Origin of the sequence: Streptomyces sp. NPDC048473 (assembly GCF_043200155.1) — a bacterium.
GTDB lineage: Bacteria > Actinomycetota > Actinomycetes > Streptomycetales > Streptomycetaceae > Streptomyces.
Genome location: NZ_JBICXE010000032.1, coordinates 16036 through 31534, shown reverse-complemented (window position 1 = coordinate 31534; position 15499 = coordinate 16036). Strand labels below are relative to the sequence as shown.

Annotated in this window: 15 protein-coding genes; 4 read left to right on the top strand and 11 right to left on the bottom strand. The window is 70.9% G+C overall.

Annotated features, from left to right (window positions below; translation table 11 throughout):
- Nucleotides 1–317 precede the first annotated feature (317 nt).
- A complete protein-coding gene (locus ACGFU7_RS35320) occupies nt 318–473 on the bottom strand; it encodes a hypothetical protein (protein WP_393701462.1) in 156 nt (51 codons plus the stop codon).
- The gene (locus tag ACGFU7_RS35315; RefSeq protein ID WP_393701460.1) at nt 474–674 is read right to left on the bottom strand and encodes a trypco2 family protein; all 201 of its coding nucleotides are present in this window, start codon (nt 672–674) and stop codon (nt 474–476) included.
- A 459-nt stretch (nt 675–1133) separates the two neighbouring features.
- Here ACGFU7_RS35315 and ACGFU7_RS35310 point away from each other — a divergent pair, with 459 nt between their 5' ends.
- Complete coding sequence (locus ACGFU7_RS35310) at nt 1134–1835, top strand: M23 family metallopeptidase (RefSeq protein WP_393701459.1); 702 nt, start codon at nt 1134–1136, stop codon at nt 1833–1835.
- Nucleotides 1836–1855: 20 nt separating this feature from the next.
- On the opposite strand, the gene ACGFU7_RS35305 is transcribed toward ACGFU7_RS35310, so the two are convergent.
- A complete protein-coding gene (locus ACGFU7_RS35305; RefSeq protein ID WP_393701457.1) occupies nt 1856–2440 on the bottom strand; it encodes a TetR/AcrR family transcriptional regulator in 585 nt (194 codons plus the stop codon).
- 122 nt (nt 2441–2562) lie between these two features.
- On the opposite strand from ACGFU7_RS35305, the gene ACGFU7_RS35300 reads away from it, so the two are divergent.
- On the top strand, nt 2563–4173 hold the full coding sequence (locus ACGFU7_RS35300) for an MDR family MFS transporter (protein ID WP_393701455.1): 1611 nt from the start codon (nt 2563–2565) through the stop codon (nt 4171–4173).
- A 76-nt stretch (nt 4174–4249) separates the two neighbouring features.
- Here ACGFU7_RS35300 and cseC read toward each other — a convergent pair whose 3' ends face one another.
- From cseC to ACGFU7_RS35270, 6 genes are all read right to left on the bottom strand, one after another.
- Entirely contained in the window at nt 4250–5632 is a 1383-nt protein-coding gene (gene cseC, locus ACGFU7_RS35295) for a two-component system sensor histidine kinase CseC (RefSeq protein ID WP_393701454.1), read from the bottom strand.
- Entirely contained in the window at nt 5629–6333 is a 705-nt protein-coding gene (gene cseB / locus ACGFU7_RS35290) for a two-component system response regulator CseB (RefSeq protein WP_393701452.1), read from the bottom strand. The genes cseC and cseB overlap by 4 nt, the downstream gene beginning before the upstream one ends.
- A 10-nt stretch (nt 6334–6343) precedes the next feature.
- Complete coding sequence (locus tag ACGFU7_RS35285; RefSeq protein ID WP_393701451.1) at nt 6344–7090, bottom strand: hypothetical protein; 747 nt, start codon at nt 7088–7090, stop codon at nt 6344–6346.
- Complete coding sequence (locus ACGFU7_RS35280) at nt 7078–7728, bottom strand: SigE family RNA polymerase sigma factor (protein ID WP_393701449.1); 651 nt, start codon at nt 7726–7728, stop codon at nt 7078–7080. Before ACGFU7_RS35280 ends, ACGFU7_RS35285 begins: the two co-directional genes overlap by 13 nt.
- A gap of 176 nt (nt 7729–7904) precedes the next feature.
- Complete coding sequence (locus ACGFU7_RS35275; protein ID WP_393701448.1) at nt 7905–8807, bottom strand: A/G-specific adenine glycosylase; 903 nt, start codon at nt 8805–8807, stop codon at nt 7905–7907.
- A gap of 145 nt (nt 8808–8952) precedes the next feature.
- Nucleotides 8953–9612, bottom strand: coding sequence for a phosphatase PAP2 family protein (locus tag ACGFU7_RS35270; RefSeq protein WP_393701446.1), 660 nt, complete (start codon nt 9610–9612; stop codon nt 8953–8955).
- Between the two features lie 185 nt (nt 9613–9797).
- Here ACGFU7_RS35270 and ACGFU7_RS35265 point away from each other — a divergent pair, with 185 nt between their 5' ends.
- On the top strand, nt 9798–10595 hold the full coding sequence (locus ACGFU7_RS35265; protein WP_393701445.1) for a hypothetical protein: 798 nt from the start codon (nt 9798–9800) through the stop codon (nt 10593–10595).
- Nucleotides 10596–10705: 110 nt separating this feature from the next.
- On the opposite strand, the gene disA is transcribed toward ACGFU7_RS35265, so the two are convergent.
- Together disA and radA are read right to left on the bottom strand one after the other, a co-directional pair.
- Complete coding sequence (disA, locus tag ACGFU7_RS35260; RefSeq protein WP_114245192.1) at nt 10706–11830, bottom strand: DNA integrity scanning diadenylate cyclase DisA; 1125 nt, start codon at nt 11828–11830, stop codon at nt 10706–10708.
- An 80-nt stretch (nt 11831–11910) separates the two neighbouring features.
- Entirely contained in the window at nt 11911–13323 is a 1413-nt protein-coding gene (gene radA / locus ACGFU7_RS35255) for a DNA repair protein RadA (protein WP_393701443.1), read from the bottom strand.
- Between the two features lie 210 nt (nt 13324–13533).
- Here radA and ACGFU7_RS35250 point away from each other — a divergent pair, with 210 nt between their 5' ends.
- Nucleotides 13534–15489, top strand: coding sequence for a hypothetical protein (locus ACGFU7_RS35250; RefSeq protein WP_393701441.1), 1956 nt, complete (start codon nt 13534–13536; stop codon nt 15487–15489).
- Nucleotides 15490–15499 lie beyond the last annotated feature (10 nt).

The window sequence follows — 15499 nt, the reverse complement described above, 5'->3', positions numbered from 1 at the left end:
GCGGGGCGCGCCGGTCGGCTCGGGCGACCGGAGAACCAGCGAAGCCGGTCCGCCGGGGTTCCGCTGCGCCTCCAGGCTCAGATACGCGGTGTCCAGATCTCACTCGGAATCGCGCCGGCCCAGCTCGTCCAGCCCGAAGTTCTTCGTACGCCGGTACGCGGCACCGAGCGCGGCCGCGTACTCCTCCACATGGGCGCAGGTCAGCACGAGCCGGTCGGTGAGCAGGGCGCCGCTGCCCTGGACGGCCCCGGGGCCGAGGACGACGACCGTACGCGCCGTGGGCGACTCGGGAGCCGTGGGCGGCGCACTGCTCGCGGCTACGCCGCCCCGCGGCCGGAGTGCGCCGTGCGGCCCTCGTCCTCGTGGTCGATCCGCCAGGGCTCGCCGGTCGTGGCATCGCGTGGTTTCAGGGTGAACGCGACCTTGTGGGTGCGGCCGGTCGTACGGGACGCGTCGGCGCCCGCGTCGGCCACTCAGGCCTTCACCTCGGTGCCGCCCTCGATCTCCTTGCGGAGTTCGAGGGTGAACTCCATCTGGATGTCGCCGCCCTCGAAGGCCACGGGGCGGCCGGTGGCGCGGCCCGCGGCGTCGATGAGCTGGTTGCGGATCGACTCGACGGCATCGGCGAGCTCGATGCCGTCCATGTCGCTGGTACCTGCGGCGTCACTGGCCATGGCCTGTTCCCCCGGGAGCTGAGCCGGTCGCCGTGTCGGCGGAGTCAGGTTGCAGGCCGAAGGTCCCGAATCGGACGGTCTTTGGTCCCACCGGCGGTGACAAGGCGCACAGCCCGTTCGGGGCCTACTACGGGCGATAGGGGAAAGCGCCGTGGTCGCGGCAGGGACCTTTGCCCCTGCGTGGGGAGGGGCTTTCCAGGCCGGAAGGAGAGAAGCCTGGATCGCCATGTTTAGTCCGGTTTGATCGGTATTGAACTGGGGTTAAACCTGCCCGAAAAAAGAGTTTCGACGAGTCCGGAAGCGGGGCGTGCGAAACCGGCGCAGGCGAATTCCCGAGGCCTCGGCTACGGCTTTTATTCGTAGATGGGGTGTTTGTGCACCGGTGGCGGCTCGGGTTACCAAGGAACGGCCAGCCCGGCGGAAGCGTCGGGTCCAGTCATCTCCGGAGGTTCTCCGCTTATGTCGAAGCGCGTTTCGTTCCAGCACTCCCGTCGCCCGTCCCTGTCCCGTGTCCGTGGCGCCGTGGTGGCAGCCGGCCTGGGGACGTCGATGGTTCTCGGCGTGGGCGCTGCGATCGCGGCCGGCACGACGGGTGCCCCCGACACCGCGAACCTGATCAGCACCGGCGCGGCCGACTCGGTCGCCGAGCAGGCGGCTGTGCAGGCCAAGATGGCCAAGGTGGCCAAGGCCGAACATGCGGCGGCCAAGAAGGTGGCCAAGAAGGCGGCCGTGAAGAAGATTGCCGCCTGGGAGACCCCGGTGCGCCACTACGTGCTGAGCGCGTGCTTCGGCAACGACGGCGCCCGCTGGGCCCACAAGCACTCCGGCCAGGACTTCGCCGTGCCGATCGGCACCAAGGTCGAGGCCGCGCACAGCGGCACCGTCGTGAAGGCCGGCCCGAACGGTGGCGGCGACGGTCCCGCGTACGGCAACGCCATCGTGATCAGCCACGGCAACGGCACGTACTCGCAGTACGCCCACCTGTCGCGGATCGATGTGCACATCGGCCAGACCGTGAAGACGGGCGAGAAGATCGCCCTCTCCGGCAACACCGGTAACTCCAGCGGCCCGCACGTGCACTTCGAGATACGGACCACGCCGAACTACGGTTCCGCGATCAACCCGGTCTCGTTCCTGCACAAGGAAGGCGTCATGGTCTGACCCGACCGTGACGGACCCCGCTACTGTGCGGACTCCGGGCCGTGTGCCCGGGTGACCAGTTCGAAGGCGACTTCGAGGACGGCCTTGCGCTTGTCCTCGGGGTCGCCTTCGAAGTCATTGAGGGCGAACATGCCCGCGTGCATCGTGAAGAGCGCGCTGAAACAGCGCACCTGGTCGGTCAGCGGAGCGCCGGGTTCCTTGATCAGGTCGACCAGGGCGATGACGCGGTCCTTGATGGTCTTCCCGATGCTGAGTTCCCGTACGGTCGCCTGGTTCTCCTGCATGAACCGGAAGAGCGGGGCGGCGGCGGTCAGCGCCTCGCCGTAGCGGCGCAGGATCTCCTTCTTCGTCTCCAGGGTGTGGGGCTGACCCCTGCCCCACACGATCAGCTCCTCGACCGGCCGGTTGAGGTCGTCGAAGATGCTGACCAGGATGTCTTCCTTGGTCTTGAAGTGGTAGTACAGCGCGGCCTTGGTGACATCCAGCCGCTCGGAGATCTCGCGCAGCGAGGTCTTCTCGTAGCCCTGTTCGGCGAAGAGCTCCAGGGCGACGTCCTGAATGCGCTGGCGCGTGTTGCCCCGGCGCGGCTGCGGTGTGCTGCCCATGGCGCTCTCCCTCGAACTTACTTGACGCCCGGCTAGTTACGGGGCTACTTTCCCCAGTGTAGTCAACTAGCCGGGCGACAAGTAAGTGCCCGGCACGCGCAGGGGATCAGGGGAGTGGCACCATGTCGGATCTGAAGAAGACGGCGGGCGGAAAGGCGGACGACCGGCCTGCCGGGAAACCCGAGAATCGGCAGCACAGCGTCCAGGTGGTGATGCTCGCCCTGATGATCACGATGCTGCTCGCCATGCTGGACAACCTGATCGTCGGCACTGCCATGCCGACCATCGTCGGTGACCTCGGCGGCCTGGAGCATCTGTCCTGGGTCGTCACCGCGTACACCCTGGCCACCGCGGCCTCCACTCCCATCTGGGGCAAGCTCGGCGACATGTACGGGCGCAAGGGCATCTTCCTCACGTCCATCGTGCTCTTCCTGATCGGCTCGGTGCTGAGCGGAATGGCCCAGGACATGGGCCAGCTGATCGGCTTCCGGGCGGTCCAGGGACTCGGCGCGGGCGGCCTGATGGTCGGTGTTATGGCGATCATCGGCGACCTGGTGCCGCCCCGCGAGCGCGGCAAGTACCAGGGGATGATGGCCGGTGTGATGGCGATCGCCATGATCGGCGGACCGCTGGTCGGCGGCACCATAACCGACCACCTCGGCTGGCGCTGGAGCTTCTACATCAACCTGCCGCTGGGTGCGGTCGCCCTCGCCATGGTCACCGCCGTACTGCACCTGCCCAAGCGGGAGCGCACCGAGGCGAAGGTCGACTACCTCGGCGCGGGTCTGCTGACCCTCGGCATCACCGCGATCGTGCTGGTCACCACCTGGGGCGGTTCGGAGTACGACTGGAACTCCGCCGTGATCATGGAACTCATCGCGATCGGTGTCGCCTCGCTCCTCGGCTTCCTCTTCGTCGAGACGAAGGCTGCAGAACCGATCATTCCGCTGCACATCTTCCGCAACCGCAACTTCACCCTGATGTCCGTCGTCGGCTTCATGTCGGGCTTCGTGATGTTCGGTGCGGTGCTCTTCCTGCCGCTGTACCAGCAGTCCGTCCAGGGCGCGTCGGCGACCAACTCGGGTCTGCTGCTCCTGCCGATGCTGCTGTCGATGATGGTCGTCTCGCTGATCGCGGGCCGGGTCACCACCAGCACCGGCAAGTACAAGATCTTCCCCGTGGTGGGCTCGGTCCTGATGGTGACCGGTCTGTTCCTGCTCTCGCAGATGGACACCGGCACCACGCGGTTCACCTCGGGCATCTACATGGCGGTGCTCGGCGCGGGCATGGGCTTCCTGATGCAGATCACCATGCTCGTCGCGCAGAACAGCGTGGAGATGAAGGACATGGGAGTCGCTTCCTCCGCGACCACCCTCTTCCGTACGCTCGGCAGCTCCTTCGGTGTCGCGATCATGGGTGCGCTGTTCACCGGGCGGGTGCAGGACGAGATGGCGGCCCGCGGCGGCGGGGGAGCCACGGCGAAGTCCGCGCAGCTGGACGCGGCGAGCCTGGCGAAGCTGCCGGAGGCGGCGCGTGACGCGTACCAGTTCGCGGTGTCGTCCGGTACCCACATCGCGTTCCTGGTGGGTGCCTCGGTCGGAGTGATCGCCCTGCTCGCGTCGGTGTTCGTCAAGGAGGTCCCGCTGCGGGGAGCGGGCCCGGAAACCGTGTCGTCGGACGGTGCGCAGGAGCCGGCCGCGGTCGCCGGTCCCAAGCAGCCCGAGACCGTCTGATCCCTTCGCGCCGTACGGTCGCGGTGGACGAGGAGGCTCCCGGGGCGCGCCCCGGGAGCCTCCTTCCGTTTCCGGCTCAGCCGCCGGACTGCCTGCGGCCGGACTCCGCGCTCTCCGCGTCGCCGCTGCCCGGCGTGCGCTGTTCGGACAGGCGCAGGATCGGGAAGCTGCCGGTGTTCGTCGGTGCGTGCTCGGGCAGCCACAGCACGGCGATCGCCCCGCCCGCGCCCTTCGCCGCCCCTTCCGGCGCCGCGTTGCGGAAGGTCAGCCGGGCCCCGAGGACCCGCGCCTGACCGGCCGCGATCGTCAGTCCCAGACCGTGTCCGTGGCCGGCCCGGTCGCTGCTTCCGGTACGGAACCGGCTCGGTCCCTCACGCAGCAGCGCCGCCGGGAACCCGGAACCGTGATCGCGGATCCGGACCACCCGGCCCTCGACCGTGACCTCCACCGGAGTGGCGCCGTGCTTGGCGGCGTTGCCCAGCAGATTGCCGAGGATGCGCTCCAGTCGGCGCGGATCGGTGCTGACCCAGGACTCGTGGACGACCTGCACCCGCACATCCGGGTCCAGCAGCGCGATCCGCCGGCTGACGAACTCACCCAGCGCGATCTCCTGCAGCTCGGCCCGCTCCGACGCACTGTCCAGCCGGGCCACCTCCAGCACATCCTCGACCAGGGTGCGCATCGCCTGCGCCCGGTCCCGTACGAGCTCGGTGGGGCGGCCCGGCGGCAGCAGCTCGGCCGCCGTCAGCAGACCGGTCACCGGGGTACGCAGTTCGTGCGCGATGTCCGCGGTGACCCGGCGCTCCGCCTCGATCCGTTCGTTCAGCGCGTCCGTCAGCGCGTCCACCGCGCGGGCCAGCTCATCGGTCTCGTCCTGGACGACACCGCCGACGGCCTCCCTGACCCGTACATCCGTATTGCCCTGCGCGACCCTGCCCGCCGCGGCCGCCGCCTTGCGCAGCCGGCGCGACAGCTGCCCGCCGATCAGCACGCCCAGCGCACAGCCGCCGAACACCACCGAGACCGAACCGATGATCAGCGCCCGGTCGAGATCGCCCATGATCGTGGCGCTGCGGTCGGCGAAACGGGTGTGCAGCGAGAGCACATCGCCGTTGCCGACCGGCACGGCCGCCCACACATCGGGCACCCCGTTCCTGGACTCGTCGACATGCGTGGCGCGCCGGTTCCTGTTGGTCTCCGCGCGCAGGCTGCGCGGCATCGTCGGGTCGTTGAGCTTGGCACCGAACCGGGGGTCGGCCTTCTGCGTCTTCTTCGCCTCGTACAGCAGCTGCGCGTACGTCAGCCGCTCCAGCTGGACCTCGCGCGCGTTCTCCAGCATCGAGACCCGGGCGGCGTTGTGGACGACAAAGCTGAGCGCGACCGCGGTCAGCGCGCCGACCGCCGCGATGGCGATGCTGATCTTCCAGCGGACACCCGTCCGCAGGGCCAGCCGCTTCATGGCCTGAGTTTGTAGCCGAAGCCGCGGACCGTCTCGATCCGGTCCTGGCCGATCTTTGTGCGCAGCCGCTGCACATGGACATCCACGACCCGGGTGTCACCGCCCCACCCGTAGTCCCAGACCCGCTCCAGGAGTTTGTCGCGGGAGAGCACCGTGCCGGGCGCGGCGGAGAACTCCAGCAGCAGCCGCATCTCGGTCGGGGTCAGCGCCACCTGCTCGCCGCCGCGGCGGACCTCCATGCCGTCGGTGTCGACCTCCAGATCGCCGAAGACCAGCATCCCGCCGACGGGCTGCGACTCCGGCTCCCCGTTGCCCGGCTGTCCGCCCGACGCATGACCGAAGCGGCGCAGCACGGCACGGATCCGGGCGACCAGGACCGCCCCGTCGAAGGGCTTGGTGACGTAGTCGTCGGCGCCGGCCTCCAGGCCGAGCACCACATCGATCGAGTCGGCCCGGGCGGACAGCATGATCACCGGGACCGTCGACTCGTCGCGGATACGACGGCAGAGGCTGACCCCGTCGAGCCCCGGCACCATCACATCGAGCAGGGCGATGTCGGGACGGTCGGCCCGGAATGCCTCGAGGCCCGACAGTCCGTCGGGCATCGCGGTGACCGTGAAGCCGTCGCGCTCCAGCGCCAGCTGGGTGGCCTCGCGGATGACGTCGTCGTCCTCGACGAACAGGACGTGGGTCTCGGCCATCGGACTGCTCTCAGTTCCCCGCCGGTTCAGCGGATTCCGGAAGACCGGCTTCTCCGTTACCGACGGCTCGGTTGAAGTCGTTGTGCACCCGGTCGTGCTCGGTGAACCGGTTGTCCGCCCAGTGGTAGGTGATCACTTCCTCGCCGGAGGGGTACGCGACCGAGTCCTTCTTCCCGTACACCTGGGCCGTCACCACCAGATCACCGCGGTCGATGGTGCCGTACACCGCGGGCTGCTCGATGGCGAACACGTTCTCGTACGTGCCGTTGCTCCGCGGGCGGTACACATAGGTGCCGACGCCCACCGAATCGCCACAGGTCATCACGTTCACCACGACGTCGGCCGAGGGGCCGCCGGTCATGGTGCCGTACGAGGTGTCCACCGGGTACTCGGAGCCGCTGCAGGGCTTCAGATCCGTCCTGACCCGCTCGCTGACCTCGGGGTCCCGCTTGAGCAGCGTCACGGGATCGATCCGGGGCGTGGGCTTCGCCGTGGACGGCGGATCGGCGCTCGGCGTGACCTGGGCGACCGGCTGGGTGCCTGCCGGGCCCTCGTCCCGGGTGCCGGTACCGCCGGTGGAGCAGCCGACGGTGAGCAGCCCGAAAGCGGCGAGCCCGACCAGGGTCGTGGTGCTCGCCGCCCAGCCGGTCACGACCCGGCCACGCCTGGCGGTGGCCCCGGGGCCACCGCCGTCTCTTCCGCCGCCACGGTCGTCGTCGCCGTGGCCGCTGTCATCGCTGGCTGTCAGGCCGCGCACCGCTCCCGCCCCCGTTCGTCCATACGCCTGCCCGCCTGTGCCCGTATCTGCGCCGTTGTCCGCGCATTCACCGGAGCGCCGACGGCCGGAGCACGGTCGGCCGCCGTCAGGCCCCGCTCCTCCCGGAGCCGGGCCTCCCTGCTCGCTGCCTCACGGCTCTCCAGCTCCTGGCGCAGTCGCGCCAGCGCACGGTGCAGCGTGCTCTTCACCGTACCGGCCGACATGCCGAGCGCCGCAGCCGTCTCCTCCGTGCTCATCTGCTCCCAGTGTCGCAGCACGACGACGCTGCGCTGCTTGGGAGCCAGTACGCCCAGCACATCCATCAGCAGGGCGCGGTCGGCGCGCTGCTCGGTGCCGTCCTCGACGCTCGCGTCGGGCAGCTGCTCGGTGGGGATCTCGTCCAGCTTGCGGGCCCGCCACCACTCGGTACGGGTGTTGATCATGACGCGGCGCAGATAGGCGTCGGCGAGGGACTTGTCGGCGATGCCGTCCCAGCGGCCGTACGTGCGGACCAGGGCGGTCTGCAGCAGGTCCTGCGCATCCACAGGGTCGGGGACAAGCCGGCGTGCACTGCGCAGCAGTGCCTCCTGCCGAGTGCGTACGTACTCCTCGAATTCGAGCACCTCGCCCTGCGCCATTACAACCGCCTCCGTCCCCGTAGATCCCCGTAGAACCGCTGCCAGCCATCGATCGGTCGGGCTGGACGTCGCTGACGCTACGGAGCTGTTGTCACGGGGCTGTGCGGAGCAGCCATACGCAGACGCACGGCTGTCCATCGGTTGTGTAACAGCGGGGGAGAGGGGCGGTACGGACCTCAGCTCAGCGGCAGCCGGTACTGGCCGTCGGCCAGCGGTTCGACCAGGCCGTCCGCGACCAGGCCGTCCAGCGCACGGGCTCGTTGCACCGGTTCGTCCCACACCGCGTCCAGTGCCGACTGCGGCACCGGTGTCACGGCCTCGCGCAGGACGGCGAGAAGGCGTCCGCGTACCTGCCGGTCCGTGCCGGCGTAGGTCTGACCGCGTCGCGGGGGCCCCTGGTGGGCGGGCTTCCCGGCCAGACGCCAGGCGCACTGCCCGGCGATCGGGCACCGTGTGCAGTCCTCGTTCTTGGCGGTGCAGACGAGGGCTCCGAGCTCCATCGTCGCGGCGGCCCAGCGGGCGGCCCGTTCGTCCTCCTCGGGGAGCAGGGCGCGGGCGAGCTTGCGCTCGGCGGCGGTGGTCGCGTTCGGGGGGTACTGGATGCCGGTCGCGGCCCGGGCGAACACCCGGCGGACGTTCGTGTCGAGTACGGCATGCCGCTGTCCGTACGCGAACGAGGCCACGGCCGCCGCGGTGTACTCACCGATCCCGGGCAGTGCGAGCAGCTGACCGTGCTCGCTCGGTACGTCGCCACCGTGCCGTTCAGTTATTGCCTGCGCGGCCCCGTGCAGCCGGAGCGCCCGGCGCGGGTAGCCGAGCCGGCCCCAGGCACGTACCGCCTCACCGGGCGGCTCGGCGGCCAGGTCGGCCGGACGCGGCCAGCGGGCCAGCCACTGTTCGTACACCGGGAGGACCCGGCTGACGGGGGTCTGCTGCAGCATGAACTCGCTCACCATCACACCCCAGGCGCCCGCTTCGGGGCGGCGCCAGGGCAGATCGCGGGCGTGCTGTTCGAACCACCCGATGACGGGAGCATGGAGGGAGGTGGGGGGCGTCTGTGTCGCAGTCATGGCAGTCATCGCACCGCCGATCCTGACACGGAAGGGCAGACGATGGCTCCGGGCACGGTGGTGTCGCTCCTCCTCAGGGCCCTTGGGGTGATATTGCCACCCGTCTGTCCCCGCAATATCCGGCAACCGGCCCAAGGAGACTCCCCCCGGGCCGTCAGTGCCGCTTCCCCCGCCGCTTCCCCCGCCGCCGGGACCGGCCGGCTGTCGCCGCCCCCGGGCCCGACGCCCAGACGGCCAGGGGCGCCCCGCTGCTCCGTACCGTCCTGACGAGCGACCGTGCCGGGCGCTGCAGCACGGCGACCGCCACGGCCGCCACCGCCGCGCCCAGCAGCAGACCGACCGCCACGTCATGCGGATAGTGCACCCCGACGAAGACTCGCGAGAAGGCCATCAGCAGGGCCAGCGGCACGGTGAGCCGGGCCAGCCGGGGCCGGGCGATCGCCAGGGCGACGGCTGCCGCGCCGGCGATCGCGGAGTGGTTGCTGGGGAACGACCAGTCGCCCGCCGGCGGGCACGGCACCAGCGAGGCCGCCGCCCCGACGACCGCCCTGCACGGGCGCTCCTCGTCCACCATCGACTTGAGCACCTCGCTGCCCACATAGCCGAAGGCCGTCGCAATGGGCGCGAGCACCGCCAGCGCAAGAGCGCCGTCGTCCGCCCGCCGGGCACGCCACCATCCGGTGATGAACAGGACGCCGAAGACCAGGAGGCCGAGCTCCGTCCATATCTCGGCCAGGTGTTGCACCCATGACGGCATGTCATGCGCGAAGTCGGTGATGTCCCGGTAGAGCGGGGCAGTAGATGAACTATCCATGTGACAGAGGGTAGTCAACAAAACCGGGTGGTCACCTTGGGCGATCCCCGGGGCCCGACTCGACGGAAATCCCGACGGAAGTACGGGGCCGGAACAGGCCGTCCCAGGATGATGATCCGCAAAACTTCAGGGCCGGGCGGCGGGTGGGGCGGGAGTTGGCGCCGATCTCTCGTACAGTTTGCGCCGTGGGATCTTTGCGTAATCCGATCGGTCCGCTTCCCTCCACCATCTACTGGCGACGGAGGGCCGTAGCGGCGACGCTGGTTGCGCTGCTCGCGTTGCTGATCGTGTGGGGCGTCACCTCCGGTGGCAGCAAGGGGAACACGGACGACTCCCGGCCCGGCGGTTCGGGTCCCGTACGCTCGATCACTCCCGGCCCCTCCCAGTCGGGTCCGGCCATCAGTCAACAGCCGGGCGGGCGCGACGAGTCGGACGACTCCGGCGGAGGCGGCAGCGGTACGGGCGCGGGCTCCGACGGCGGCAGCGGCACGGGCACCGGCAGCGGATCGGACACCGGAGCCGGTGGCGCGAGCGGCAGCGGCGCGACGACCGGACAGCAGGTCCCGGCAGACTCCTCGCTCCCCGACTGCACCGCCGGCGTACTGCAGTTGAGCCTGAGCACCGGACTCAACTACAGCCCCGACGAGAAGCCGAAGTTCCGGTTGACCGCCAAAAACACCTCGTCCACCGCCTGCAAGGCCGACTTCGGGCCGAAGAGCGCGGTGCTCACCATCACCGAGGCCGGTGGCGACGACAACCAGGTGTGGTCCTCCAAGGACTGCCCGCGCAACGCGGGCAGCCTGCTGCTGGAGGTCCCGGCGGGGTCGACCGTCGTCCACACCGTGGAGTGGGACCGCAAGAAGAGCGCCCCGCAGTGCGCGACGCCACCCGCGGGGACCGCGGGGCCCGGTACGTATCTGGTCGAGGCGAAGGCGCCTGGCGAGCCGGTGCAGCGCGCCTCGTTCGTCCTCGCGAAGGACTGAGAAAAGGCTGAGCACCCGCGAGACCGGTCGGCCCCCGAAAACACTTCGGGGCCCGGTCTCCCGGGCCCCGACACCGTCTGCGTCCCCTGCGCGTACCGCTACGTGTACGGCTAGACGTATCGTTCGAGGATCGACGACTCGGCCAGTCGCGACAGCCCCTCGCGCACGCTCCTCGCCCGCGCCTCGCCGACCCCGTCCACCGTCTGGAGGTCGTCCACGCTGGCGGCAAGGAGCTTCTGCAGACCGCCGAAGTGCTCCACCAGCCGGTCGATGATCGCCCCGGGCAGCCGCGGCACCTTCGCCAGCAGCCGGAAGCCGCGCGGCGAGACTGCCGAATCCAGCGTCTCCGGCGAGCCGCTGTACCCCAGCGCCCGTGCCACGACCGGGAGTTCGAGCAGTTCGGTGTGGGAGAGCGCGTCCAGTTCGGTCAGCGCTTCGGCGACCGTACGGGACCGCTTCGCGGTCGGCTCCGGCACATAGTCGCGCACGACCAGCTCACGCTCCGGCTCGACGCCCGCGATCAACTCGTCGAGCTGGAGCGAGAGAAGCCGGCCGTCGGTGCCCAGCTCCACCACGTACTCCGCGATCTCGGTCGCGATCCGGCGGACCATCTCCAGCCGCTGTGCGACGGCCGTCACATCGCGGACCGTCACCAGGTCCTCGATCTCCAGCGCCGAGAGCGTGCCCGCGACCTCGTCGAGCCGGAGCTTGTACCGCTCCAGGGTGGCGAGTGCCTGATTGGCGCGGGAGAGGATCGCGGCGGACTCCTCCAGGACCCGGCGCTCCCCGTCCACGTACAGCGCGATGAGATGCATCGACTGCGAGACCGAGACGACCGGGAAGTTGCACTGCTTGGAGACCCGGTCCGCCGTGCGGTGGCGGGTGCCGGTCTCCTCGGTGGGGATGGAGGCGTCCGGGACCAGCTGCACACCGGCCCGCAGGATCTTGGTCATGTCCTTGTCGAGGATCAGTGCGCCGTCGAGCTTGGCCAGCTCGCGCAGGCGCGTCGCGGTGAACTCCACGTCCAGTACGAATCCGCCCGTGCACATCGACTCGACGGTTCTGTCCATGCCCAGGACGATCAGCCCGCCGGTGTTGCCACGGAGGATGCGCTCCAGGCCGTCCCGCAGGGCCATTCCGGGCGCGACGGCGGTCAACGAGGCGCGCATCAGCGCCTCGTTACCGGTGCCTTGGCCGGACTTTCCGGGCGATGCTGCCCGGTCGCTGGCTGCCACTGCACTCCTCCGGTCACAGGTTTGCGGTGCCCTTACGTCCCTCATACCGTTCGTACGGACGGGCGAGACCAGGGCAAAGTCTACCGGCGCGCGTTCTCCTCCTGTGGGGCCTGTGCGTGAGACCGGCGCGGGAGCACTCTCAGTGCGTCGCCCATGTTGGCGACTTCTGTGACCTTCATACCGGCCGGGACCTTCCCGGGGTCGGTCGGAACCAGCGCGTGCGTGAAGCCCAGACGGTACGCCTCGGCCAGCCTGCGCTGGACTCCCGTAACCCTTCTGACCTCGCCCGCGAGGCCCACCTCGCCGATCGCCACCAGGTTCTTGGGGAGTGGTGTGTCGCTTGCCGCGCTGGCCAGCGCCAGCGCGACCGCGAGGTCCGCGGCGGGCTCGGAGAGCTTCACACCGCCGACCGTCGCGCTGTAGATGTCCCGCTTGCCGAGCGAACTGATCCGGCCGCGCTGTTCCAGAACGGCCAGCATCATCGACACCCGGGACGTCTCCAGACCCGAGGTGGTGCGCCGGGGCGAAGGGATCTGGGAATCGACCGTCAGTGCCTGCACCTCGGCGACGAGCGGCCGCTTGCCCTCCAGGGTGACGGTCAGGCAGGTGCCGGGCACGGGTTCGTCGCGGCGGGTGAGGAAAAGCCCGGACGGGTCGGCGAGGCCGGTGATGCCCTCGTCGTGCAGCTCGAAGCAGCCGACCTCGTCGGTCGCGCCGTACCTGTTCTTGACGCCTCGTACGAGCCGCAGGCGGGCATGGCGGTCGCCCTCGAAGGACAGCACCACATCGACGAGATGCTCCAGCAGCCGCGGCCCGGCGATCGCCCCGTCCTTGGTGACATGGCCGACCAGGAGCGTCGACATGCCGCGCTCCTTGGAGGCCCGGATGAGGGCCCCGGCGACCTCCCGGACCTGCGCCATGCCGCCGGGCGCCCCGTCGATCTCGGGCGAGGCGACGGTCTGTACGGAGTCGAGGATGAGGAGCGACGGCTTGACGGCGTCCAGATGACCGAGGACCGCGGACAGGTCGGTCTCGGCGGCGAGATACAGATGGTCGTTGATCGCCCGGATCCGGTCGGCGCGCAGGCGCACCTGGCTCGCGGACTCCTCGGCGGTGACATAGAGCGTGCGGTGTTCCTCGCTCGCGGCCTTGGCGGCCACATCGAGCAGCAGCGTCGACTTCCCGACGCCCGGCTCGCCCGCGAGCAGCACGACGGCACCCGGCACGAGACCGCCGCCGAGCACCCGGTCCAGCTCGCCGACGCCGGTCGACCGGGCGGTGGCCTGCCGGCTGTCGACCTGGCCGATGGGGAGCGCGGCGGTGCTGACCCGGCCGGCCGCGGTGGTCCGCACGGCAGGGGCGCCGCCGAACTCCTCGACCGTCCCCCATGCCTGGCATTCGGGGCAGCGGCCGAGCCACTTGGCGGTCGTCCAGCCGCATTCGGTGCAGCGGTAGGACGGCCGGTCCTTCGCGGATTTCGTACGGGCAGCCATGGCGCAACCGTATAGGTGCGGTCCGACAATGCCGCCGGGCGCGGTCCGCCGACGCCGCCGGACGCGGTCCGCAGACGCCGCCCGGCGCGGGTGCGCGCCCGCCAGCGGCCCGGATCCGCCCGGCTCTTCCGACGGAATCAGAGATTCCGACCCTCCTGAACCAGGGATCCCTGTCCCCTTTTGAGCGGTACGTTCACCCGTAAGGATTAAATGTGCCGAAGGGGCGCTATAGGCATGCTCTGTGCTGCCTACGGTCGCCAGGTGACGAGCAGCAGGCTGGAGCCCCCCACGCACACCACCGGCGCACACCGGGCGCGGCGCCGTGCGCCCCACTCCTCGGCGCAGCCTTCGCCGCAGCGGCCGCCCGCACGTTACGAACCGCATCTCGACGGTCTGTTCACCTACTGCCTCTCCGTGCTCTGCGACCACGATGCCGCCACCGAGGCGCTCGGCGGTGTGCTCGCGATCGCGGAACGGCAGGACGGCCGGTGCCCGGCGGGTGAGGAGGAACGTAAATCCTGGCTGTACGCGCTGGCCAGATGGATGTGTCTGCGCAAGCTCGCCGAACAGAAACAGGGCCGCCAGGCGCACCGCCACAAGGCCGGGAAGCTGTCGGGAAGACAGCCGGCCAAGCAGGAGGCGAAGCGGGCGGGCGGGGGGCCTCCGGGCAAGCAGGCGGGCGGGACGGCCGCCCAGGGGGCGCGCGCGGGCCGCCGTACGCCCCCGGCCGTCGTCGCGAAGGCCACTGCCGCCGCCCCCTTCACGCCGGGCGGCGCCCCGGCGGGCAACGACCCCGTCCCCGAATCCGAAGCCGCCGCCGAGGCGCACCGCCGTGAACTCGCCCAGCTGGCCTGGCCGGAGGCCGCAGGCACCACCCCCGAACAGCGCGAAGCGCTCGAACTCGCGGTGCGCCACCGCCTCGCCCCGCGCGCCGTCGCCTCCGTCCTGGGCCTCGAACCGGCGACCGCCCGCGACCTCCTGGCCGCCGCGGCCTGCGAGGTGGAACGCACCCGCGCAGCCCTCGCCGTCGTCGAGAGCGGCAACTGCCCCACCGTCGCCCGGCTCACCGGCGACCACCGCGTCCTGCTCTCCGCCACCCTGCGCCGCGAACTCGTCCGCCATGTCGACGACTGCCCCCGCTGCCGCCGGGCCGCCGAGCGGGCCGGCGCCGAGGGCCCCTGGCCGGGCGCGGCCGTCACCCCGGGCGCCGCGCTGCCGGTCGTCGAGGCGCCACGGCCGTCCGCGTACGTCGCGATGGTCCACGCCCAGCGGAATCGGTCCGGCGGCCCGCGCTTCGACCGGGCGGGCTTCCCCATGGACCCGAAGGACCACGCCGCGCGCCGGGACCGGCTGCGGGCCAGGGTCGTGACGACGACGGTGGTGGCGACGGTCGTCGCCGCCCCGGTGATCGCGCTGTGGACCGCCTACCGGGGCGCGCCGCAGACCGGCGAGGGCCACGACGGCTCCTCCGTCACCGCGACCGAGACGGACATCCGCCACGACCTCGGCGGCAACCCGGACGGCCACTACGAGAACGCGGGCAATGCCCGTCCCCAGCCCGGCGCCCGCTTCACGGACGGCAGTACCCCGGACGTCTCGGCCGAGGTGATCAGCTCGGGTCCGGTGCGGGGCGGCATCGGCGGGCTCACCGTCGAGGCCCGCTCGTCCGGCGGCACGACACTGATCCGCCTGACCGCCTCGGGCGGCGCACCCGTCGCCTGGTCGGCCCGCGCGGATGCGTCCTGGCTGCGCCTCAGCAGTTCCTCGGGCACGCTCGCCGCAGGCGAGAGCATCACGGTCCGCGTCCTCGTGGACCACCTGCGGGAACCCGCAGGTACCTGGAGCGCGCGCATCGCCCTCGCCCCTTCGGGTTCGGTCGTGGTGATCCGGGGACACGGGGCGACGGCACCGTCACCCGGCGGCCCGGGCCACCCGGGTACGGCCGACCCCTCCTCCCCCTCGGGCCCGTCCGTACCGTCGGATCCGCCCTCGTCCTCACCGGATCCCACACAGCCGACCGACCCGAGCCCCGACCCGACGGACTCCACGGGCCCCACGCCGTCACCGACGGACCCGTCCCCGACCGGTCCGACGCCGTCCCCGGACCCGTCCGACCCGTCGACGCCCACCGGCCCGGGTACGGGCACCACTGCCCCGACGAGCTGAAACGCTCCAC